The 20,522-nt window shown below is 46.2% G+C and carries 19 protein-coding genes; 12 read left to right on the top strand and 7 right to left on the bottom strand.

Translation table 11 applies throughout. The annotated features are described in order from the left end of the window. Positions 1-21: 21 nt before the first annotated feature. From N773_RS22250 to N773_RS0110855, 3 genes are all read left to right on the top strand, one after another. Entirely contained in the window at positions 22-198 is a 177-nt protein-coding gene (locus N773_RS22250; protein WP_155250884.1) for a hypothetical protein, read from the top strand. A gap of 123 nt (positions 199-321) precedes the next feature. Beyond that, complete coding sequence (locus tag N773_RS0110860) at positions 322-1,074, top strand: ABC transporter ATP-binding protein (RefSeq protein WP_024857814.1); 753 nt, start codon at positions 322-324, stop codon at positions 1,072-1,074. A 6-nt stretch (positions 1,075-1,080) separates the two neighbouring features. After that, positions 1,081-2,403 carry an ABC transporter permease gene (locus N773_RS0110855; protein ID WP_024857813.1) on the top strand — a complete coding sequence of 441 codons (1,323 nt, stop codon included), beginning with the start codon at positions 1,081-1,083 and terminating at the stop codon, positions 2,401-2,403. Positions 2,404-2,469: 66 nt separating this feature from the next. Here the strand turns inward: N773_RS0110855 and N773_RS0110850 are convergent, their stop codons facing one another. From N773_RS0110850 to N773_RS0110815, 7 genes are all read right to left on the bottom strand, one after another. Next, the gene (locus N773_RS0110850; RefSeq protein ID WP_024857812.1) at positions 2,470-4,101 is read right to left on the bottom strand and encodes a class I adenylate-forming enzyme family protein; all 1,632 of its coding nucleotides are present in this window, start codon (positions 4,099-4,101) and stop codon (positions 2,470-2,472) included. A 388-nt stretch (positions 4,102-4,489) separates the two neighbouring features. Then, entirely contained in the window at positions 4,490-6,799 is a 2,310-nt protein-coding gene (locus N773_RS0110840; protein WP_024857811.1) for a hypothetical protein, read from the bottom strand. 83 nt (positions 6,800-6,882) lie between these two features. Continuing rightward, positions 6,883-8,463: a hypothetical protein gene (locus N773_RS0110835; RefSeq protein WP_024857810.1), complete on the bottom strand. Its 1,581-nt coding sequence runs from the start codon at positions 8,461-8,463 to the stop codon at positions 6,883-6,885. A 200-nt stretch (positions 8,464-8,663) separates the two neighbouring features. Then, on the bottom strand, positions 8,664-9,620 hold the full coding sequence (locus N773_RS0110830) for a TIGR03943 family putative permease subunit (protein WP_024857809.1): 957 nt from the start codon (positions 9,618-9,620) through the stop codon (positions 8,664-8,666). 41 nt (positions 9,621-9,661) lie between these two features. Further along, a complete protein-coding gene (locus N773_RS0110825) occupies positions 9,662-10,930 on the bottom strand; it encodes a hypothetical protein (protein WP_024857808.1) in 1,269 nt (422 codons plus the stop codon). A 111-nt stretch (positions 10,931-11,041) separates the two neighbouring features. Then, positions 11,042-12,247, bottom strand: coding sequence for a GTP-binding protein (locus tag N773_RS0110820; protein WP_024857807.1), 1,206 nt, complete (start codon positions 12,245-12,247; stop codon positions 11,042-11,044). Positions 12,248-12,884: 637 nt separating this feature from the next. After that, positions 12,885-13,850 (bottom strand): aldo/keto reductase, encoded by a 966-nt coding sequence (locus N773_RS0110815; RefSeq protein ID WP_024857806.1) that lies wholly within the window; start codon positions 13,848-13,850, stop codon positions 12,885-12,887. 229 nt (positions 13,851-14,079) lie between these two features. Here N773_RS0110815 and N773_RS0110810 point away from each other — a divergent pair, with 229 nt between their 5' ends. From N773_RS0110810 to fliB, 9 genes are all read left to right on the top strand, one after another. Next, complete coding sequence (locus tag N773_RS0110810) at positions 14,080-14,481, top strand: putative DNA-binding protein (protein ID WP_024857805.1); 402 nt, start codon at positions 14,080-14,082, stop codon at positions 14,479-14,481. Between the two features lie 42 nt (positions 14,482-14,523). Further along, the gene (gene ffh, locus N773_RS0110805) at positions 14,524-15,906 is read left to right on the top strand and encodes a signal recognition particle protein (protein ID WP_024857804.1); all 1,383 of its coding nucleotides are present in this window, start codon (positions 14,524-14,526) and stop codon (positions 15,904-15,906) included. Positions 15,907-15,968: 62 nt separating this feature from the next. Beyond that, positions 15,969-16,199 (top strand): Imm17 family immunity protein, encoded by a 231-nt coding sequence (locus N773_RS23290; protein ID WP_024857803.1) that lies wholly within the window; start codon positions 15,969-15,971, stop codon positions 16,197-16,199. A gap of 24 nt (positions 16,200-16,223) precedes the next feature. Next, the gene (locus N773_RS0110795) at positions 16,224-16,433 is read left to right on the top strand and encodes an immunity 17 family protein (RefSeq protein WP_024857802.1); all 210 of its coding nucleotides are present in this window, start codon (positions 16,224-16,226) and stop codon (positions 16,431-16,433) included. 27 nt (positions 16,434-16,460) lie between these two features. Next, positions 16,461-16,667, top strand: coding sequence for a hypothetical protein (locus N773_RS0110790; RefSeq protein WP_024857801.1), 207 nt, complete (start codon positions 16,461-16,463; stop codon positions 16,665-16,667). A 62-nt stretch (positions 16,668-16,729) separates the two neighbouring features. Next, on the top strand, positions 16,730-16,972 hold the full coding sequence (gene rpsP, locus N773_RS0110785) for a 30S ribosomal protein S16 (protein ID WP_013497166.1): 243 nt from the start codon (positions 16,730-16,732) through the stop codon (positions 16,970-16,972). A gap of 100 nt (positions 16,973-17,072) precedes the next feature. Continuing rightward, positions 17,073-17,306: a KH domain-containing protein gene (locus N773_RS0110780; RefSeq protein WP_024857800.1), complete on the top strand. Its 234-nt coding sequence runs from the start codon at positions 17,073-17,075 to the stop codon at positions 17,304-17,306. A 205-nt stretch (positions 17,307-17,511) separates the two neighbouring features. Continuing rightward, on the top strand, positions 17,512-18,885 hold the full coding sequence (locus N773_RS0110775) for a helix-turn-helix domain-containing protein (RefSeq protein WP_024857799.1): 1,374 nt from the start codon (positions 17,512-17,514) through the stop codon (positions 18,883-18,885). A 388-nt stretch (positions 18,886-19,273) separates the two neighbouring features. Beyond that, entirely contained in the window at positions 19,274-20,422 is a 1,149-nt protein-coding gene (gene fliB, locus N773_RS0110770) for a flagellin lysine-N-methylase (protein WP_024857798.1), read from the top strand. Positions 20,423-20,522: the final 100 nt, after the last annotated feature.

Here is a 20,522-nt window from a genome sequence, read left to right as displayed (position 1 = left end):
AGAACAAAAGGAGTGACTTATATGAAAAATACAATGATCAAAAAGATAATAGCAGTTCTGGCGGCTCTGATAGGTATAGGCTCACTGATAGCTTATGTTTTCATGAATATGGGCGACAGCACAATTGCTCCCGCAGTTATCCTGATGGTAGTCATGCTGCTGGTGAGAGTAGGCTTCAATAAGCTGAACGGAAGATAACTGAAAGAGATCATATACAAACAGATAAATACAGAACATAGAACAAAGATGGAGACAACAGAATGAAAATTATAGCTCACATCGCTGATGACAGCTTTATTTGAAAAATATGAGGTGAAATGTATGGAAACAAAAGAAAAGGTGCTGGAAGTCAAGGGACTTTCAAAACAGTACAAAAAGGGCGTGTACGCTTCGGAGAAAGTTACCTTCGATGTACACAAGGGCGAGATATTCGCACTGATAGGACCTAACGGCGCAGGCAAAACGACCACTATCAGAATGATATCCACACTTTTGCAGGCAACAGAGGGCGATGCGGTGGTAAGCGGTCACAGCATACTTACCGAGCCTGACAAAGTCCGCAAGAGCATTACCTATCTTCCCGATGAAGCAGGTGCTTACAAGAACATGAAAGGTATCGACTACCTGAAATTCATGGCTGAACTGTATGCCGACAACAAACAGCAGGCTGACAGCTATGTAGAGCGCGGCAGAGAGATATGCGAGCTGGGCGACAGGCTCAATGATAAGATACAGAGCTACTCCCGCGGTATGCAGAGAAAGCTTCTTCTGGCAAGAGCGATAATGTCAAAGCCCGATCTTGCCATACTCGATGAACCTACCTCGGGTCTGGATATAATCAACGCCCTTGAGATAAGGCGCATGATAAAGAAGCTTGCAGGCGAGGGCATGAGCTTCCTGCTTTCTTCCCACAATATGCTTGAGATAGAGTACGTATCCGACAGAGTTGGCATAATCGCAAAGGGTCATCTGCTTGAAACAGGCACTCCGGAGGAGCTTATAGCTAAATACAATGCTGAAAATCTGGAGGACGTTTTCGAGACTGTGGTAATGAAAAGGAACAAAGAGGTGTGAGACAAAATGAAATTCAAGACACTATTTATAAAAGAGCTTCGTGAGATGCTCAGCGTGCAGACGATAATGACTATGGTCATTTCCGTTGTGATACTATCATTTGCGGGACAGGCTATGAGCAAAGCCGTAGAGGAAAGCTCTGAGACTATGATGGATATAAACATCTGCGACCAGGACGATACCGAGTTTACCAAGAACATGATAAAATTCCTGACCGCCAACCTTGCACAGCTTGACGGCGAAGTGAATGTTGTTGATATAAGCTCCGATGACTATGCCAAGGAACTGAAAAATGCTGATGTTAAGAGCGTCGTTATAATCCCTGAGGGCTTTACCGCAAGCGTTGAGAACAATGAAGCCGCAAAGGTAAAATTTGTGCAGAGACTCAACTCCCTCGCTACAATGTCAAACCTTAACACAGGTTCACAGGTGGCAGTTGAATACCTGACAGCGGCAGTAAAGGACGTTGTATACAGCACAAAGGTCTCAAACGGCAAGCTTTCAAATGAAGAGGTATCATTCCTCAATAACCCCATAGCTCTTGAAGAATCTACCGTAGTAGCAGAAAAGAGCGCTGATATCTCGGCAAGTGTAGTAATGTCGCTGTGCTCGGCACAGGGCATGATAGTTCCTATCATGATGTTCGTACTGGTTATGATGTCTTCCAACATGATACTCAACGCCATCAGCACTGAGAAGATAGACAAGACCCTCGAAACACTGCTGACAGCACCTATCTCCAGACTTTCCGTTATTGCGGCTAAGATGCTGGCGGCAGCAGTAGTAGCGGCTATGCAGGCGGCTGTTTATATGATGGGTTCAAAGAACATGATGAACGGCGTGCTTGAAAAAGTCGGCAGCGATAACGGTTATTCCGAGGTGCTCAAAGACCTTGGTCTTACAATGGACGCAGGACAGTATGTACTCGTTGGTATCCAGATGTTCCTTTCAATACTGATAGCACTGTCAGTTGCGCTGGTACTTGGCGTTCTGGCTAAGGATGCAAAGAGTGCACAGACACTCACACTGCCTATCATGATGTGCACAATGATACCCTATATGCTTTCAATGTTCGTTGATATCAAGACAATGTCTCCCGCAGTAAGATATGTGGTATATGCTATACCCTTCACACACTCCTTCATGGCTTCCGAAAACGCAATGTTCGGAAACTACGGCGTGTATGCAGGCGGACTTATCTACCAGTTCATATTCCTTGTGATCTGTATGGCCGCAGCACTGAAGATATTCATGAGCGACAAGATATTCACCATGTCCATCGGCGGCAAGAAAAGCAAAGGCACAACACCCGCCGAGAGCGAGTCATAACAGATGACAGTTTGTTGATATTAAATAAAAATACGCCGCGGAGTTTGAACTCCGCGGCGTTGTTTGTTATGAATTGTTCTGTTTTGCAACTACTGATTCGCCGCAGTATATCTTACGGAGAAGTGGCTTTTCGATCTTGCCTGTGGGGTTTCTGGGTACGTCTGCAAAGATGACCTTGTGGGGTCTCTTGTAGCGGGGCAGTTTGTGGCAGAAGTCGTTTATTTCTTCCTCTGAACATTCCATGCCTTCCTTTATGGAGATTATAGCGGCTGCTATCTCGCCAAGACGCTTATCGGGCAGACCGATAACGGCAACGTCCTTGACAGCAGGGTGCGCACGCAGGAAGTCTTCTATCTGTACGGGGTAGAGATTTTCACCGCCGCTGATGATAACGTCCTTCTTTCTGTCAACGAGGAATATGAATCCGTCCTCGTCTTCCTGTGCCATATCACCTGTGAACAGCCAGCCGTCCTTGATAGTCTCCTCGGTAGCCTTGGGGTCGCGGTAATAGCAGGTCATAACGCCGGGACCCTTTACGCAGAGTTCGCCGACCTCACCGCGGGGAACAGTCTCACCGCGCTCATCTACTATCTTTACTTCCCAGCCGAATCCTGCCTTGCCGATAGCGCCAACCTTGTGGATATTCTCAACACCAAGATGTACACAGCCGGGGCCTATGCTTTCGCTGAGTCCGTAGTTTGTATCGTACTGATGATTCGGGAACAGCTTTTTCCACCTTGCGATAAGAGAGGGCGGAACAGGCTGTGCGCCTATGTGCATAAGTCTCCACTGGGAGAGCTGATATTTGCTTATGTCGATATCTCCTCTGTCAACTGCATCGAGGATATCCTGTGCCCATGGCACCAGAAGCCATACGATGGTGCAGAGCTCGCTGGATACAGCTTCAAGCACGAACTTAGGCTTGACGCCTTTGAGTATAACGGCTTTTCCGCCCGAGATAAGGCTGCCGAACCAGTGCATCTTAGCACCTGTATGATAAAGGGGCGGTATGCAGAGGAACACATCGTTCTCGGTCTGACCGTGGTGAGCCTGTTCAACTCTTGCAGAGTGTACAAGGCTCATGTGCTTGTGAAGTATAGCCTTGGGGAAGCCTGTGGTTCCCGAAGAGAAGTATATAGCTGCATAGTCATCATCTGTGAGCTTTATATCGGGTGATACGCTGGAGCAGTTTGCAGCGAGCCTGTCATAGTGCTCGGCGAAAGTGGGACATCCCTCACCAACGTAGAACAGCAGACGGTTCTTGCTGATATCGTCAACTATCTCCTCAACTCTTCCGATGAACTCGGGGCCGAAGACGAGTATATCCACCTCAGCCAGTTCAACGCAGTACTTTATCTCATCAGCAGTATATCTGAAATTCAGCGGTACAGCAAGTGCACCTGTTTTCAGTACACCGAAGTATATAGGCAGCCATTCAAGGCAGTTCATCAGCAGTATACCGACTTTGTCGCCTTTCTTCACGCCGCGGGAGATGAGCAGATTAGCGACGCGGTTAGCCTTCTCGTTGAAAACCGACCATGTTATCTCGCGTCTGTAAGGAACATCGGCAGTAGGCTCGATGAGTTCATATTCCTTCCATGTTACACGCTTTTCGCGTATCTCTGGGTTGAGCTCAACGAGGGCTGTTTTATCGGGGAACTGTGCTGCGTTTCTTTCCAAAAATTCTGTAATTGGCATTATAAAATTATCCTTTCCGAACGATTTTTATGCTTTGATATATGAAAGTATAAAAGCTGTAAAGCACAAAAGCAATTAAGTTAATTTTACCACATTCATCGAAAAAAGTAAAGTCTTTGGAGGGCTTTTTTTATACAAAAATGTCGGAGACCCTTTTTGCAGTTTGCACAAGCAAAAAGCAGATAGGCACTGACAGACAACACACAAAAACAGCAGGCAGCCATTGATCGACTGCCTGCTTTGTTTTCACTATATCAGATCGCACAGTTTATCTTAATTAACACTTGGTGTTATCTCGGGATGAGGATACTCGCTGACATTGTATCTGTGCAGTTATCAGGAATTTGGATGTGTGCCTCATGTTGCTGAATATCTTGTTAGGAGCCATTTACTCTTCTGTACAAGCCATTTCCTCTTTTGTATAAATGGAGAAATCAAGGTCTTTGAGAATAGGTTTATCTATGTATTCTTCGATGCTTTCTCCTGTAGCAGATCGGATCGACTCGAAGACTGTTCTCATTACGCGATCGCTTCCGTAAGGTGCCCAGTCAGTAGTCTTTGATTCACCAAGCTCGTTCCAGGAAGCGATAGTACTCTCCGGAATTGAGCTGCCTGCTTCAAGCTGTATACTGTTTATCTTAGTATTAGAACCGGGATGATCATACAGAGATACAGTGACCTTTTCGCTTTGGTTAGGTTCCTTGGCGTGCAGGGTGCCCCATGTTGCTGAATCTTTTGTGGGGTCAGGATACTGACCTACTCTGCCCGTCGCATCTTTTACCTGAACAAAGAATGAATAATCGCCGTACTCGTTTTTGCTGTCTAAATCCATGCCGACGTAAACTGTGAGACCATAATTATCATTATCGAAATAAGTCATCTCATTATTGATAGCCTTATCTCCATCTGTAAGTGAAGATTCCTCACCTATCTTCAGACCTTCAATTGTGCTTGCCTTTGCAAAACAGCCGTTTTTATAGCACTCGCCTATGTCATAACCTTCGGTCTCCAGATCGGCAAAATATTCTGCCACTGCATTATATACAGTCTTAGCATCGCCATTAAGAGACTTTTGGTCGCGAACCATTTTCGGGACGGCTTTTGAATATGTGCCCCATTCAAGATCTCTGTGATTGGGTGTGGGATACTGACCTACATTACCGGTAGTGTTATCCTTTGTCTGAACAAAGAAAGATTCCTCGCCGTTGATAGTTGCCATGCCCACATATACACTGACATTTGTTCCCCGACCATTGGTGAGCAGCTCACTGTTGACAGCGGCATCACCTTTAGTAAGTTCTTTTGAACCTATTTTCAGTCCATCCTTGGTGTTTGCCTGTGGAAATTCGCCGTTGTCAAAAATCTCTTGCAAACTATTCAAACCGTGTTCTGTTTCATAATCTACGATATATTCGGCTACAGCATTATACGCAGTCTTGGCATCTCCGTCAAGCTCTCTTGATGTGTAGGTCTTCACAGCCTCAGATGTATTTTCATCGAATGTACCCCATGTTGCTTCGCCCTGTGTGGGATGAGGATACTGACCTATCTTTCCTGTCTTGGGGTCCTTTGTCTGAACAAAAAATTCCGGATGTCCGTAATCGTCGGTACCGGTTTTGCCCACATATACGATCATGCCGTCATAATCGTATTCCAGCTCATAGTTGATGAACTCGTCACCCTCAGTAAACGATGAATTATAGTCTATCTTCAATCCGTCCTGAGTATGCGCATTCGGGAAACCGCCGTTTTCAAAGCTGCCCTCATAGTCAAGTCCTTGGACTTCCAGATCGCAAAGATATTCAGTAACTCCATCATATGCATATTTAGCTGCGCGGTTAAGATCTTCTACGCTGAAATTCGTGTATATAGGTGAATCAGGGTCAAATGTGCCCCATGTTACAGTACCATCTGAGTAGTGGGGGTACTGACCTACCTTGCCGGTTTTGTTATCCTTTACCTGAACAAAAGCATGCTCTTCACCGTTAGTTGTTGTTCTGCCTACATATACGCTTATATTGCCGCGTGCAAACTGCGATGCTGCTATATTGATCTCACTGTCGCCTTTAGCAGTATATTTGTAATTAAAGCCCGTCTTCATGCCGTCTTTTGAATTTGCTTTTGCAAACTCCCCGTTCTTGAAGCAATCCTCTAAACTGAGACCCTCACATTCGTAAGCCCAAAAGATCTCATTAACAGCTTTGTAGCATTCACTGGCTGCTTTGTTCAGACCGTCAACTGTGTTTGATTTATCCACATCCGAGTATACTTTGAGCCTTTCGGGAAGTTCATTGTAGCCATTCTCGTCTGTCATGGTAAAACTGAACGAAACACATTCATTAGGTGCAACTTTGCCGTTGGTGCCGCTGTCCCTGATCACATTGTACCCATATGCATAACCGCTGTTATACAAGTAGTTTGTATCGAATATCCTGCCGTTCTTTAAGCTCAGGATCCTACCTTCGTGTTCAAACCCTACTGCCCAGTTGTTTATTGTCTTTTTGCTTGTGTTCTTCAGGGTGATCTGAACAGTGGTATAACCGTTCTTAACTGAAAGCACCTCGTATTTTGCAAGATATCCAGTGCCTCTGTAAGCTCTTGAATCACCTTTGTTCAGCACGGCAGATGCGGGCAGAGAAAGTCCGCAGGTAATAGCCAGTGCAGTTATGCCTGAGATTATTTTTTTGATTTTTGTCATTTTAGTTTCCTCCAAATTCTAATCAACTGTTTATAACATCATATCACGAAATTGTATGAAGTTGTAAGTTTATGGGTATCCGATCAGGTTTGCCCAATGCCATAGAGATCTTTGGGGTCGGGATACATACCTATCCTGCCCGTTTGGGGATCCTTTACCTCAACATAGAAAATATCCTCGCCTTTGATCTCCGTTTTGCCAACGTGTACGATCATACCCTCATAATCAAGACCAATACATTTCAACTCATCATTGATAGCCTTATCGCCATCAGTAAGTTCAGCTTCCTGACTTATCTTCAAACCTTCAGTTGTGCTTGCTTTTGCAAAACAGCCGTTATTGTAGCACTCCCAGACATCATAGCCTTCGGTCTCCAACTCGGAAAAATATTCCCACACGATATTAAATACAGTTTTTGAAATACCGTTAAGAGATTTTTGGCTCAAAGGCGGCATAGGCGCGTTTGTGTCGAATGTGCCCCAGGTTGCTTCGCCCAGTGTGGGATGAGGATACTGACCTACCATACCTGTTTTTGGATCCTTTGCCTGAACAAAAAATTTCGGATAACCGTAGTCATCGATACTGTTCGTGCCCACATATACGATCATGCCATTATTATAGCATTTAAGTTCATCGTTGATGAGTTTGTCACAATCGGTAAGCGATGCAGTAAAGTCTATCAGCAATCCATCCTTAGTGTGAGCGTTAGGAAAACTGCCGTTTTCAAAGATCCCCTTAAAGTCAAGTCCCTGTGTTTCCAGATCAGCCATATATTCCGCAACGGTATTATATGCGTCCTTAGCGGCATCGTTAAGCTCGATGTAATTGAAATCTTTTGCGTATACCGGCGCATTCAGGTCAAATGTGCCCCACTTTGCAGTGCCGTTTGTGGAACGCGGGAACTGACCGACCATGCCTGTCTTGTTATCCTTTACCTGAACAAAGACACCTTTTTCGTCGTCATGTGTAGTCCTGCCCACGTATACGCTTATATTGCCGCGGGCATACTGTGATGCTGTGGCATTTATCACATTGTCGCCGGTTTCTTTGTATTTGTAATTGAAGCCTGTTTTCATGCCGCCATTTGAATTTGAATTCGCGAATAATCCGTCCTCGAAGCACTTTTCGATCGGTGTGCCCAGGGTTTCTTCATCTGCAAGCAATTCAGCGATGACATTATAACAATTCCTTGCAGCGGTGTTAAGTTCATCAACAGTATTGGATTTGTTGATATCGGAGTAGACTTTTAACCTTTCCGGAAGATCGTAATAATTGTCAGACATGGTTAAGCTGAAAGAAACACATTCATTCGGTGCAACAGAACCATTGGTGCCGCGGTCCCTTATCACGGTGTTATACGAGTATTCCGTATTGAACAGTCTGCCGTTCTTTACGTCCTCGACTCTCCAATAATCTTCATCAAAACCTACTGCCCAGTTGTTGATCTTTTTCTTACTGGTGTTTTTCAGCGTTACCTTAACGGTGGTCTTGCCTTGCCTATCAATTGAAAGCACCTCGTACTTCGCCAGGTAGCCTGTGCCTTTGTAAGCCTTTGAATCTCCAACTTTCAGCTCAGCAGAAGCTGACATGGAAAGTCCGCAGCCGCAGGTAAGAGCAAGAGTAAGAGCTGTTATACCTGAGAAAATTTTTTTGATTTTTGTCATTTTGTGTACCTCCTATATTATGAGCTTTATCATCTATAGCCCACTGATATGATTATATCATCGAGGAATTACAAAGTCAATGTTTTTCTTGTGAAAATATTAACGTTTCTTTACAAGGAATATTTCAGGATTGTCAGTTATTCTGCATAATTAAAAAAGTCTTCCGACGGCGTTGATATCGTCGGAAGACTTTTTAATTATCAATAGAATGTAGCGACCTCCTGCAAAGGTGCTTCGGCAGGTGTGAGTTTCTCCACCACAAGCACGGGACCCTTGCCCTTGTACAGCTTGTGCTTCTGCATCTTTACTGTAAATGTCACATCGAACCACTTGGGCTTTGTCAGATCAAGCTGTTCATCACAAAGGCTTGCCAGCCAGCAGAAAGTTATATCCTCCACACAGCAGGTCATTATTTTTCTGCCCAGTGCGATAGTACCCTTGGGGAACTTCGGGTTCATAGCTGCCATAGCTTTGAGATGCACCCGCTTGCCATCGTACTTTTCGGGCTCTTCGTTGATGTCCCTGTACCACAGCGCATAGTCCCTTTCCTCGACTTCTATCGTATCAGCGTTGATATCAAAAGGCAGAGGGTCTTCGATATCATCGTACTCGGAAGTTCCGTCAGTATACTCATAAGCGATGTCGCAGCGTCTGCTTACACCTCTTACTATCTTGTGGAACTCCATCTTGTCCATAGTAGCCTTGTCAAAACGGTTGAACACTGTCAGCTCACAGTTTGAGAGCTTGTCCACTACCAGTGACCTCATGTTCTGATTGTAGTTGAGGAACGTATTAGCATCGGTGAAATTCATTATCTGGTAGATCGCCCAGCTGTCAGGCAGTGCGTTCAGCAGATCGTTCATCGTCCACATACCGTTGTACTCTATCATAACTCGCTGACCGTGTACCTCGGTATACAGCTTTTGCAGGTTTATCGGATTAAGCTCGTCCTTGTCCTCTATCACACGGGGATATATATGGCTTTTCTCGAAGTCCTTGGTATCGTACTCCTCCATGCCCTCCTCGCATATCAGCAGAAGTGTCCTGTCGCCGTTGTTGAAACGCTTGTCCTCCAGCGTCTTCTGTATAAAGGTGGTCTTGCCGCCCTCCAGAAATCCCGTGAACAGGTACACGGGTACAAAATTATCTTCATTCATTTCAGATTACTCTCCTGACCTTTCCATTATTATCATTGCTGTCAGAACGGCACCATGCCGTCAGGGTCGTAAGATTCAAACTTCTCTTCCTCCTTGACGGGTATAAACTTTCTCATACCGCCCTCGGGCACAAAGTTCATGCAGCAGAAGTACTCATGCTCGCATTCAAAATCGGGGATAGTTATCTTATCCTGTGAACTGCGTACTATGTCGTACTGGTCAAGCAGCACTGAACTGCCCTCCTTGTGGAGAATGCACTGCAAGCTGTTTATTTCCAGTCCGCCCTTAACCCTGCAAAGGGCACCGCTCGCATCAAAGTAGTCAAATTCTACCGATTCGCCCCTGCTGAGTTTGCCTATCTCCTCGGGAGTGAAGATGTGTCCGCCCCATACCCCCGAGAACTTCACGGGATACCTCAGTGCGCGCACCATGAAATTATCAAGGTCGCGGTCGAGTATCTCGCTGCTGTAATTCTCGTACAGAAATTCCATCTGGAAAAGCTGCTCCGCAACTTTCCTCATATCCATTTCCTTCGGCATAAGGAAACTGCTGAGTGTTACGGTAAGGTCGCCTGTTCCCAGACTTCTCTCATACAAAAATCTGTATTCGCCCAGACTGTTCTTAAGCGGAATGAAACTGCCGTCGTTGTAGTGTATTACACAGCCGCCATACTTAGCCGAAGCCTTTTTCAGTTCATATCCGTAGTATGCCGCGGGCTGTCCGCTTTCGGTGAACTCCTTGCCCACTACTTCGATTATGCCTCCGCCAAGCAGACGGTTCAGCTGTGCCGCATCGGGAAGTTCCCTGCAAAGGAACTCCATCTCAACAAGCTCGCCCTCGTTGTAGATGTAGAGGGTCTTTTTGTCGAATTCTGTTATCTTGGGCACATACTTCTTCGGGAATACCTCGGGTACGAATTCATACTCAGCCGCATTGAAAAGCTTGTAGCTTGAATTGAAGGACACGTTGAATGGGTCGATGTCCTTCTGCACCTCTTTCAGGCTGCCCGTAACGGTGTATACCATATTGCCCTCGACGGAATCAAAGGTGATGCTCCCGCCGTCGCACAGCACGGATATCTCGTCTTCAGTGAAGACATGACCATGCCATACTCCGCAGAACTGCGCGTCCTCGCCGTCTTTTTTGAACTTTACACTGACTCTCTCGTAGACCTTGCCGCTGAGTTCACTGCTGTACTCGTATCGTTCGCCTGCGTTCTCAAAGGGAACATACTGAGTGCTGCCGTCCTCACCCTGAAAGCTTCCCGGGTAGAAAAGATCTCTCTTTATCTCGTAATTTGACTTATCCATGCTGTACCTCCTTTTTGGTATACATTTAATAATTATATTGTTATGGCTATCCCACCGTTGCTATGAAAGGACAGCCATATACTATTATAATAAAGGGGAGCGCACGGGGATTCACTGTACCCCGAAAAGCTCCGACACAGCTTCTTCGTTAAGCTGTGAGCCGATAACGCACAGTCTGCCGATAGTGCTTGCAGAACCTGTTCTTACATCGGGCACGCCGGGAACATAGTCGTAGTGTATCCATGTGCCGTCAGTGCCTTCAACAATGCCTTTTGCACGCAGTACATAGCCGTACTTCTTTTCGTCTTCCAGAGCTTCAAGAGCGGCGCGTATCTCATCGGCTGTAAACTTCTTTGCAGTCTCTCTGCCCCAGCTGGTGAATACTTCATCAGCGTGGTGGTGATGATGATCGTGGTCGTGACAGCCGCAGGTGCAGTCCTCGCCGTGCTCGTGGTGATGATGCTCATGGTCATGATCGTGTTCATGTTCGTGATCGTGATCATGATGATGTTCATGCTCATCGTGGTCATGGTGGTGATGCTCGTGATCATGATCGTGGTCGTGACAACCGCAGGTGCAGTCCTCGCCATGCTCGTGATGGTGGTGCTCATGCTCCTCCTCATCATGATGATGGTGATGATGTTCGTGTTCGTCCTCATCGTGGTGGTGATGGTGATGCTCATGTTCCTCTTCAAGCAGAGCTTTCAGTTCATCATCGAGAGTGTTCTTCTGTGTCATGGCATCAGTGAGCTGCTTGCCTGTCAGCAGATCCCAGTCGGTAGTAACGATGGGAGCCTTGTCATTCAGCGCGCGGAGCCTTGCAACAACATCATCAAGCTTGTCCTGAGGAACGCCTTTGGTATGGCTGAGTATCAGACAGCTTGCGTAAGTTATCTGGTTGTTGAAGAACTCACCGAAATTCTTCTGGTACATCTTGCACTTTGCGGCGTCAACAACAGTGGTGAAGCCGTCAAGTACAACATCGTGTGCGTGGATATCCTGCACCGCCTTGATAACGTCGCTGAGCTTGCCGACACCCGAAGGCTCGATAAGGATACGGTCGGGCTTGTAAGTCTCCAGCACCTGAACCAGTGCCTTGCCGAAATCGCCCACCAGTGAACAGCATATACAGCCCGAATTCATCTCGGTTATCTCAACGCCTGCGTCCTGCAAAAATCCGCCGTCGATGCCTATCTGACCGAACTCGTTCTCGATAAGCACGAGTTTTTCGCCGTTATAGCCTTCAGCGATGAGTTTTTTTATCAGCGTGGTCTTACCTGCGCCGAGGAATCCGCTGAATATGGTGATCTTAGTCATAAAAACACTTCTTTCTAATAACTATCTGATAATTATGAGATGATACAATTTCTCATTTTTTATTATAGCACATATCACCATAAAAGTAAAGCACCGAAAAATAAATTCACAAAGTCTGCCATCATGAAATTCATAATTCATAATTACCGGCGGGACAAGCGAATTTCGCGGCAGCAAACCTGCGTCCCAAACAAACTAAGCCGCGAATCAAAGCGCGCGGTCAAGCCTCGCGCTAGCAGGCTTGCGGGAGTTTGAGGGCAGAGCCCTCAATTCAAGGCACAAAAGCGACGCGACAACAAAGCTTTAAATAGCACAGCAAACTAACCGACCACAAAAAAGGCGCGGCAATATAGGCATACAGAGCGTGGACAAACAAACGTCTACGCTCAAAACTATCCGCGTAAAATTATTGCCGCGCCAGTCATCGGACAGCGAAGCGAATCCGATGACTCGACCCGCAAGGGGCGACCCGATACCGCAGTCCATTCATAAACAAAATCGAATGTCCCACGTGAAGATACGAAACAAGATAACCATATACGAAAATATACGACAGCATACGACCGTATAAAATGGTATACCATCGCAGCACTTGCGTATAAACAAAAAGACCGCCGAAAATCAGCGGTCTGTAATATCATATCCTGTTATCAAGGAATGCAAGGGTCTTTTCGTCGTATACCAAGTCCTGAGCTCCCATATTTTCTTCCATCTGCCAGAGCTTTGTTACCGCGAATACCGAGGATACAAAGAAAGGCTGACTATTCAGATAGCCCAGAGGTACCACTGCAGGGGGAGTACCTGTCTTGTCGCAAAGCTGCTTTACCCTCGCAAGACGCGCAAGGTTCGCAGTGGAAGCGAACTGGCTCTCGGGAAGATTTGTGGCAGCATCACCCCTTGCAAGCTTAGCGAAAAAGCCTTTTGCCTGTGGCGAAAATGCCATCACAGGGAAATTGTTGCGCCTGTACCAGCCGAATTCCTGAGTATCCATGCATACAAGGGTATTGTCGCCCAGTATATCAGTGCTGGCGTGTGCAAGTGAATAATTTATCTGACTGATGCGTATAGGCTCCATGCCGTTTTTGCGGGCAAAGCGGTTAGCTTCAGCAATACGTTTGGTAGTCCAGTTCGATACACCGATGAAATGTATCTTTCCCGACTGATACATATCGTTCAGTATCGGCATTATCTCCTCCACAGGGATATGCGGATCATCACGGTGGAGAAAATATATATCAACATAGTCTGTTTTCAGACATTCAAGACTCTTTGCAAGATCGGCTTCAAGGCTCGCTCTGTCAAGGCGGGATTCGCGTGTCTCAAGATCGTAGTGTCCGCCCTTGGTGGAGATCAGCACTTTGTCGCGGCACTTTCTGGCCTCAAGCCATCTGCCGATTACCGTCTCGCTCACATCAGCGCCGTCCTCGACCCAGTCGCAGTAAACGCGGGCTGTATCTATGCACCATCCGCCGAGCTCGATATATTTATCCATAAAGGAAAAATATGTCTCGTCATTGTCCTTTCTCTCAAAATTCGCTGTACCGTAGGTAAGGCTGGGTATCTTTATCTCGTATTTGTCGTTTTTCAGTGTACAGGTAATCATTTCTAAAGCCCTCCTCTTTCTTATCTTCATATCATCCTATTATTTAGTATCTAAATATTATAACATATAAATAACTGTATTTATATAACAAATTGTAAAATTTTATGTTTTTGCTCTGACCCTCTTGACAAAAGCAGAAAAGTGGTATATAATAAGAAACGTTGTAAAGCTGTGATGCTTTACAGCTATCCGAAAAAGTTCGCAGTAAGTCAGAAAGGGGCGGATAAACGTGGCAAAAAGTTTTGAAATGTATATCCTGCTCGATCTGTATGGCAGACTGCTGACGGAAAAGCAGTACAACATCATGGATCTGTATTATAATGATGACCTCAGTCTTGGTGAGATCGCAGCTGAATGCGGCATATCGAGACAGGGCGTTCATGATGCGGTAAAACACTGCGAAAAAGCGCTGGCGGATTATGAGGAAAAGCTCGGTCTGCTGAAAGCGCAGAGGGCGTATGTGGAAGAGCTCAAAGAGCTTAAAGCACAGGCGCTGGACGTATTCAACGAGTGCAAGCGTATAAGTATGTCAAGACCCATAGCCGAAAAGACTGTGGTGCTGCTTGAAAATCTTGACAGCAAGCTGGCTGAATACGAAACTGATGAGATCAGCGAAGAAGCCGCTGAATAACGGCTTTGTACTTATAGATACCACGGATGGGGAGGCAGACTTATGGCATTTGAAGGATTGAGCGAAAAGCTCGGCGGAGTTTTCAAAAAGCTGAAAGGCAGAGGAAAACTGACCGAAGCCGACGTAAAGGAGGCTATGAAAGAGGTCAAGATGGCTCTGCTGGAGGCGGACGTAAGCTATAAGGTAGTCAAGGATTTCGTGGCTAACGTTACCGAGAGAAGTGTCGGTGAGGACGTGCTGAAGAGCCTTACTCCCGCACAGCAGGTAATAAAGATAGTTAATGAGGAGCTTGTCAAGCTGATGGGCGAGGCAAACTCAAAGATAAATTTCCCCAGCAAACCGCCTTGCGTTATCATGATGTGCGGCTTGCAGGGTTCGGGTAAAACTACCCATGCGGCTAAGCTGGCTAAGATGTTCAAGCGTCAGGGAAGCAGACCTCTGCTGATAGCAGCGGACGTTTACAGACCTGCGGCTATCGATCAGCTGAAAATAGTTGCAGAAAAGGCTGAGGTGCCTGTATTCGAGATGGGTCAGATCGACCCCCGCAAGATAGTCAAGGCAGGTCTTAAAGAGGCTAAGGACTACGGCTATGATCTGGTCATCATCGATACAGCGGGTCGTCTGCACATCGATGAAGAGCTGATGGACGAGCTGAAGGATATCAAGAAGATAGCTGAGCCTAACGAGATAATGCTGGTAGTCGATGCGATGATCGGTCAGGACGCTGTCAAGGTAGCTTCAAGCTTTGATGAAGCACTGGGCATAGATTCCGTTATACTGACAAAGCTCGATTCCGATACACGTGGCGGTGCGGCGCTTTCCGTGCTTGCTGTTACAGGTAAGCCTATCAAGTTCGTGGGTATGGGCGAAAAGCTTGACGAGTTCGAGCCGTTCCACCCAGAAAGAATGGCTTCGAGAATATTGGGTATGGGCGATATGCTCACCCTTATCGAAAAGGCAAGCCAGACGGTCGACGAAGAGGAAGCCGAGAAGCTTGCAAAGAAGATGCAGGAGGAAGGTTTTGACCTTGACGACCTGCTGGAACAGATGAAGCAGATACACAAAATGGGCAGTATTAAGAACATTATCTCCATGCTGCCCGGTGCAAATAAAGTATCCGATGAGGACCTTGAAATGGGTGAAGCTGCGCTGAAAAAGACCGAGGCTATCATACATTCGATGACCAAGGCAGAGCGCAAGAAGCCCGCAATAATCGACCCCAAGCGCAAAAGACGTATCGCGGCGGGCAGCGGCACACAGGTATCCGATGTAAATCAGCTTCTGAAACAGTATGATGATATGAAGAAGATGATGAAGCAGTTCGGTATCGGCGGCGGTATGCTGCACGGCAAGAGCGCAAGACGCAAGAGAGCGGCACTGCTGAAAGGTCTGGGAGCAGGCAAAAACAATACACCTAGAACATAAGATATAGCAGAATTTATACCTTGTTGCTTACGGAAGTTGCTGTCTGTTTGTGAGGTTTGGATATGAGCAAATTTATTTTGCCAACTTTGATATTAGCTGTCGGCGTGTTTAACATATTTTGTGCTTGCAAGGACTATGACTGGTTCATGAACCGTGAATCAGTTCGGGGTTGGGTAAGACTGATCGGCAGGAATGGCGCAAGAGTGATTTATATCATATTTGGTGTGGTAATTATCCTGTTGGCTATGTTTTTTTACTATGCCAGAATATTTGGAGTTGTGGATGCTGATTAGCTATAAATAATGCGAGGCGAGTACATGAGTAATCCTCTTATGACTTTGATAGTCATATTGATAGGCGGATTTTCGATATTCTGTGCTTACAAGGACTATGACTGGTTCATGAACAACAGCAAGGCGCGTTTCTGGGTAAAAGTACTCGGTCGTGACGGCGCAAGAAAGTTCTATATGGGACTTGGCGCGTTCTTAATCGCTGTGGGTGTTGTATTGTGTTTTACAGGATTCTAGTCACAGCCTGACAGAGGGAGAATTTCAATGGGTGTTAAACTGACAGCTATTGTGATGATACTTGTGGGTCTGTATCAGCTGATAGGCGTGCTGACGGACAGCAAATGGTTCTGGAAAGGCTACAAGATGCGGCGTGCTTTAAAACAGCAGGGCAAGAAGATGGCGCGGATAGTGTACATCGTTTCGGGCATAGTCTGGACGATCGGCGGTATCGTGTTGCTTGTCAAGTTATAAAGTTTTCAATGCGGAGTTCCCCGCTTTGATATATTAAGGAAAGTTTATGGAGGTGAATACAAATGGCAGTTAAGATCAGACTGAGAAGAATGGGCGCTAAGAAGGCACCTTTCTACAGACTTGTTGTTGCTGACTCCAGATATCCCAGAGATGGCAGATTTATCGAGGAGCTGGGCTACTATGATCCTACCAAGGAGCCTTCCCTGGTAAAGGTTGATGACGAGAAGGTAAAGAGCTGGATCGCTAAGGGCGCACAGCCTACCGATACAGTAAAGGCAATTCTGAAGAAGAACGGCACACTGTAATATACGAGCCGAAAGCTTTGTATAAAGATCCGATCGGTAAGGTAAACGTATCCCGCATCTGCCTTACCGATAACTTTTGCGGGAGGTAAGGAGCTTTACTATGGAAGAATTACTGAAAACGATCGTCAGCGATCTGGTCGAAGACAAGACAGCTGTTGAAGTATCTGCTGATGAACCCAACGATGAGGGCGTTATCGTATATCATCTGCACGTTGCGGCTGATGATATGGGCAGAGTTATAGGCAAGCAGGGCAGGATCGCCAAGGCTATCCGCGTTGTTATGAGAGCTGCTGCTTCTCGTTCAGGTCAGAAGATCATGGTCGAGATAGACTGATACGCAGACGAAGAGATATATGCATATTCAGCACTTTTGTCATTGTATGGCAGAAGTGCTTTTTGTATCATCAGGTATGCCTTCGTATGAAGTCGTATGATCTCGTATACGGTGGAATGATCCCGTAAGCACTTGTAATCCTCAGGTAAATATGATATAATAATTTTGTATTTATGTAATTTTCTGCAAGAAAGGAATACGGCAGATGTTGAGTAAGAAAGTCGCTTTTCTGCTGAAAAAACTGGATGTCGAAAACAGTGTTATCGCTGGATATTCGGGGTGCAGTCCCGCAAATTTCAGCAGACTCAGGAGCGGCGCGAGAACTTATACGAGCAAAAGCACCACTGTGAAAAAATTTGTTGAGGGCATTTACTACTACTGCTGTGACAACAGCAGGCTGGGTGAGCTTTGTAGCATTATAAAATGTGCGGATATCAGTGAGGATAATATAATTTCTGCCCTGACAGTATGGCTTTTTGATGGCAATAATGCTTCTGCGGACACTGATGAACGTTCAGAGAACAACGTGTTCGGGGACAAACTTTGCAGTCTCATGGATATAGCAGAACTTACGAACAAGGAACTCAGCGGAATGATAGGCGTTGATGCTTCTTATATCAGCCGTATGCGCAACGGGGAGAGAGTACCTGTCAGAAGCACATCGATGCTGATGAAGCTGTGCTCGGCACTGGCTGAACATATTGACAGCGACAATAAGATAGCTAAGATGTATACCCTGATTGGCAGCAAGGACGAAGACCGCGCAGCCGAGATATCCGAGCAGATATTCACCTGGTTCAGCAACAGGAAGATGCCTGTGAATTTGCAGTCAGTCAAATGGCTCATCAAGATGTTGAATGATATAAAGGATTCGCCTGAAAATTATGAACTGCCGGATGTTCCGCATTATGAGATAAAGTCAGAATACTACGGTGCAAGCGGATTGCGGCAGTGCTGTGCAAGGTTCCTTGATGACCTTATTCAGAACAAAAGCCGCGAGATACTTCTGTATTCCGATTTCAATATCGACTGGCTTGCATGGGATTACGGCACGCTGTGGGTCAACATGATGAAAGTCTGCCTGAACTGCGGCACCCGTATAAAAATAATCCACAGCATCGACAGAAGCGTCCATGAGATGGTAGAAGCTATCATCAGCTGGCTGCCGCTGTATGTTCTGGGGCAGATAGAGCCTTATTATTCTACCGACCCTCAGGGCGGAAGATTTGCCTGCTCCATCATCGTAGACCCCGAAAATGCCTGCATACAAAGCAGCGGCGTAAGAGATATGGAGGAAGGATCGGAATATTCCTACATCACAAAGAAAAAAGGTATCGAGCGGAATGTTCGTGCATTTGATGCTATGCTTTCCAGATGCCGCCCCCTGCTTGTGATATCAGAACCAATTATTCCCGCAGTAAATGCCGAAGTTTATGAGTACGGTGAGGTTCAGCTGTGCTTTGAGGACGACCGCGTGTACATAAACAAACTCTCCTCGCCACCGCGCTCTTTCACCTTTACTTACGAACCCATGAAACAAGCCTTCCGCAGTTTTGCCGACTGCAACGGCGGACTGTAACAGCCCCGCAGCATTTGCGCGTCATTTAGGATAGTCATTTGTCTTACGGACTGCGGGTTCTGCTGGGGAAAACCTTTCTGAAGAAAGGTTATTCCTCTAAACGTCAGCTTTGCTGATGTTGCCCCCTTTCCAAAGACTTTCATTTCTTTTTGGCAGGGGGCAGCTATTTATATAAAGTGAAGTTAGTAACCGATCTAGGTGAACTTTATAAAAATGCCTGCCCCCTGCCAAAAAGAGTTAAAAGTTTTCGGGGAGGAGTTTGAGGAAGACCCTTTTTCAAAAGGGTCTTCCTCAATAAAGCCCGCATTCCGTAAGACAGACCACTGCCCTAAACGACGCGCAAATGTTGCAGGGACTATTAACATACATCATAGAGGACGTGATTTATATGACAGTTTTACAGCCTGATTATTTTTCTGCTTTCAGGTGTACTTGTACCGAGTGCAAGGACAACTGCTGCAAGATGGGCTGGGATATTGAGATAGACGAGAATACACTTTCGTACTACCGTGAACACGGCGGAGAGCTTTGTGAGCGGCTTTGTGAAAACATATACGAAGAAGATGGAGCGCATTATATGTTGCAGGAGGGCGGATGTCCTTTCCTGACTGCTGATGGGCTCTGTGGTGTACAGCAGGAACTCGGTGCGGAGCACATATCTGATATATGCCGTGAGCACCCGAGGTTCTACGAGTGGTTCGGTGACTACAAGGAAGCGGGGCTGGGGCTTTGCTGTGAGGAAGTCAGCAGATTAGTGCTGACACACGAACGTCCCGTATTGTTTACGGAGAAGCAGACAGATGAAGCGCCCGACGACCTTGAATTCGATAGTGAGATATTCGCGGTGGTGAAGAATATCCGCGAAAAGCTTATAGATATCGCGCAGGACAGAGGTTTCACCATAATGCAAAGACTGGCACTGCTGTGCTATTGCGCCGAGGATATCAGTGAAGCCTTGCAGGAGGAAGACTGCGAACAGCTGAAAAAGATATCGGGTATGCTGGCGATAGACGGATTCCGCATGGAGATAGTTATACAGGCGGAGAAAGATATACTTTCGGGCGATGTAAGGGCTATGGGCAAAGATGGTCTTGACAGGCTGTTTTCGCTGTTTTCGCAGATGGAATACATGGGTTCTCTTGGTGAAAGGTTCTCGCTGACCGACGATATCCGCGATAAGATGCTTTCTGAAGAAAAGACATTTTCCGAGAACTACGCACCGTATCAGCACGAGCTTGAAAACATACTGGTGTATTTTTTGTACAGATACTTCATCAAATCCACAAGGGACTATGCGGCAGAGGAGAGACTATTCACGGCGGTGTACATGACCCTTGCGGCAAGAGGGCTGTTCCTGCGGGAATACGCGGAAAAGGGCGTTCTTCCCGATCTTGACAGGCGTATACTTCTTGTGAAAGAACTTTCAAAGGAAGTGGAGTACGACAGCGACAACATGGATATCATCTATGACGAGATACAGCAGTACGCCGATACGCGGGATATGTTGTGCGGTCTATGCTTTCAGGGTGATATATGAGCATATTCAGGTAAAATACTGCGGATAAAAACGGCGAAAATACCCATAATAGATAGTAATGATACTTTACCTTACAGGCGGTTTTGTCTATAAATACTAT

The sequence above is a fragment of the Ruminococcus albus AD2013 genome, from assembly GCF_000526775.1.
In the GTDB taxonomy this organism is placed as follows: Bacteria; Bacillota; Clostridia; order Oscillospirales; family Ruminococcaceae; genus Hominimerdicola; species Hominimerdicola alba_A.
The sequence above is the reverse complement of the archived record's forward strand: the minus strand, read 5'-3'. Positions and strand labels throughout refer to the sequence as shown.

What these genes read in the sequence shown, in the direction of transcription:
- N773_RS0110790 (WP_024857801.1), top strand. Translation starts at nt 16,461, where the DNA reads ATGGGTGTTAAACTGACAGCTATTGTGATGATACTTGTGGGTCTGTAT.
- N773_RS0110820 (WP_024857807.1), bottom strand. Translation starts at nt 12,247, where the DNA reads ATGACTAAGATCACCATATTCAGCGGATTCCTCGGCGCAGGTAAGACC.
- N773_RS22250 (WP_155250884.1), top strand. Translation starts at nt 22, where the DNA reads ATGAAAAATACAATGATCAAAAAGATAATAGCAGTTCTGGCGGCTCTG.
- N773_RS0110815 (WP_024857806.1), bottom strand. Translation starts at nt 13,850, where the DNA reads ATGATTACCTGTACACTGAAAAACGACAAATACGAGATAAAGATACCC.
- N773_RS0110830 (WP_024857809.1), bottom strand. Translation starts at nt 9,620, where the DNA reads ATGAATGAAGATAATTTTGTACCCGTGTACCTGTTCACGGGATTTCTG.
- N773_RS0110835 (WP_024857810.1), bottom strand. Translation starts at nt 8,463, where the DNA reads ATGACAAAAATCAAAAAAATTTTCTCAGGTATAACAGCTCTTACTCTT.
- N773_RS0110825 (WP_024857808.1), bottom strand. Translation starts at nt 10,930, where the DNA reads ATGGATAAGTCAAATTACGAGATAAAGAGAGATCTTTTCTACCCGGGA.
- N773_RS0110775 (WP_024857799.1), top strand. Translation starts at nt 17,512, where the DNA reads ATGTTGAGTAAGAAAGTCGCTTTTCTGCTGAAAAAACTGGATGTCGAA.
- N773_RS23290 (WP_024857803.1), top strand. Translation starts at nt 15,969, where the DNA reads ATGAGCAAATTTATTTTGCCAACTTTGATATTAGCTGTCGGCGTGTTT.
- N773_RS0110840 (WP_024857811.1), bottom strand. Translation starts at nt 6,799, where the DNA reads ATGACAAAAATCAAAAAAATAATCTCAGGCATAACTGCACTGGCTATT.
- N773_RS0110795 (WP_024857802.1), top strand. Translation starts at nt 16,224, where the DNA reads ATGAGTAATCCTCTTATGACTTTGATAGTCATATTGATAGGCGGATTT.
- fliB (WP_024857798.1), top strand. Translation starts at nt 19,274, where the DNA reads ATGACAGTTTTACAGCCTGATTATTTTTCTGCTTTCAGGTGTACTTGT.
- N773_RS0110860 (WP_024857814.1), top strand. Translation starts at nt 322, where the DNA reads ATGGAAACAAAAGAAAAGGTGCTGGAAGTCAAGGGACTTTCAAAACAG.
- N773_RS0110855 (WP_024857813.1), top strand. Translation starts at nt 1,081, where the DNA reads ATGAAATTCAAGACACTATTTATAAAAGAGCTTCGTGAGATGCTCAGC.
- ffh (WP_024857804.1), top strand. Translation starts at nt 14,524, where the DNA reads ATGGCATTTGAAGGATTGAGCGAAAAGCTCGGCGGAGTTTTCAAAAAG.
- rpsP (WP_013497166.1), top strand. Translation starts at nt 16,730, where the DNA reads ATGGCAGTTAAGATCAGACTGAGAAGAATGGGCGCTAAGAAGGCACCT.
- N773_RS0110850 (WP_024857812.1), bottom strand. Translation starts at nt 4,101, where the DNA reads ATGCCAATTACAGAATTTTTGGAAAGAAACGCAGCACAGTTCCCCGAT.
- N773_RS0110780 (WP_024857800.1), top strand. Translation starts at nt 17,073, where the DNA reads ATGGAAGAATTACTGAAAACGATCGTCAGCGATCTGGTCGAAGACAAG.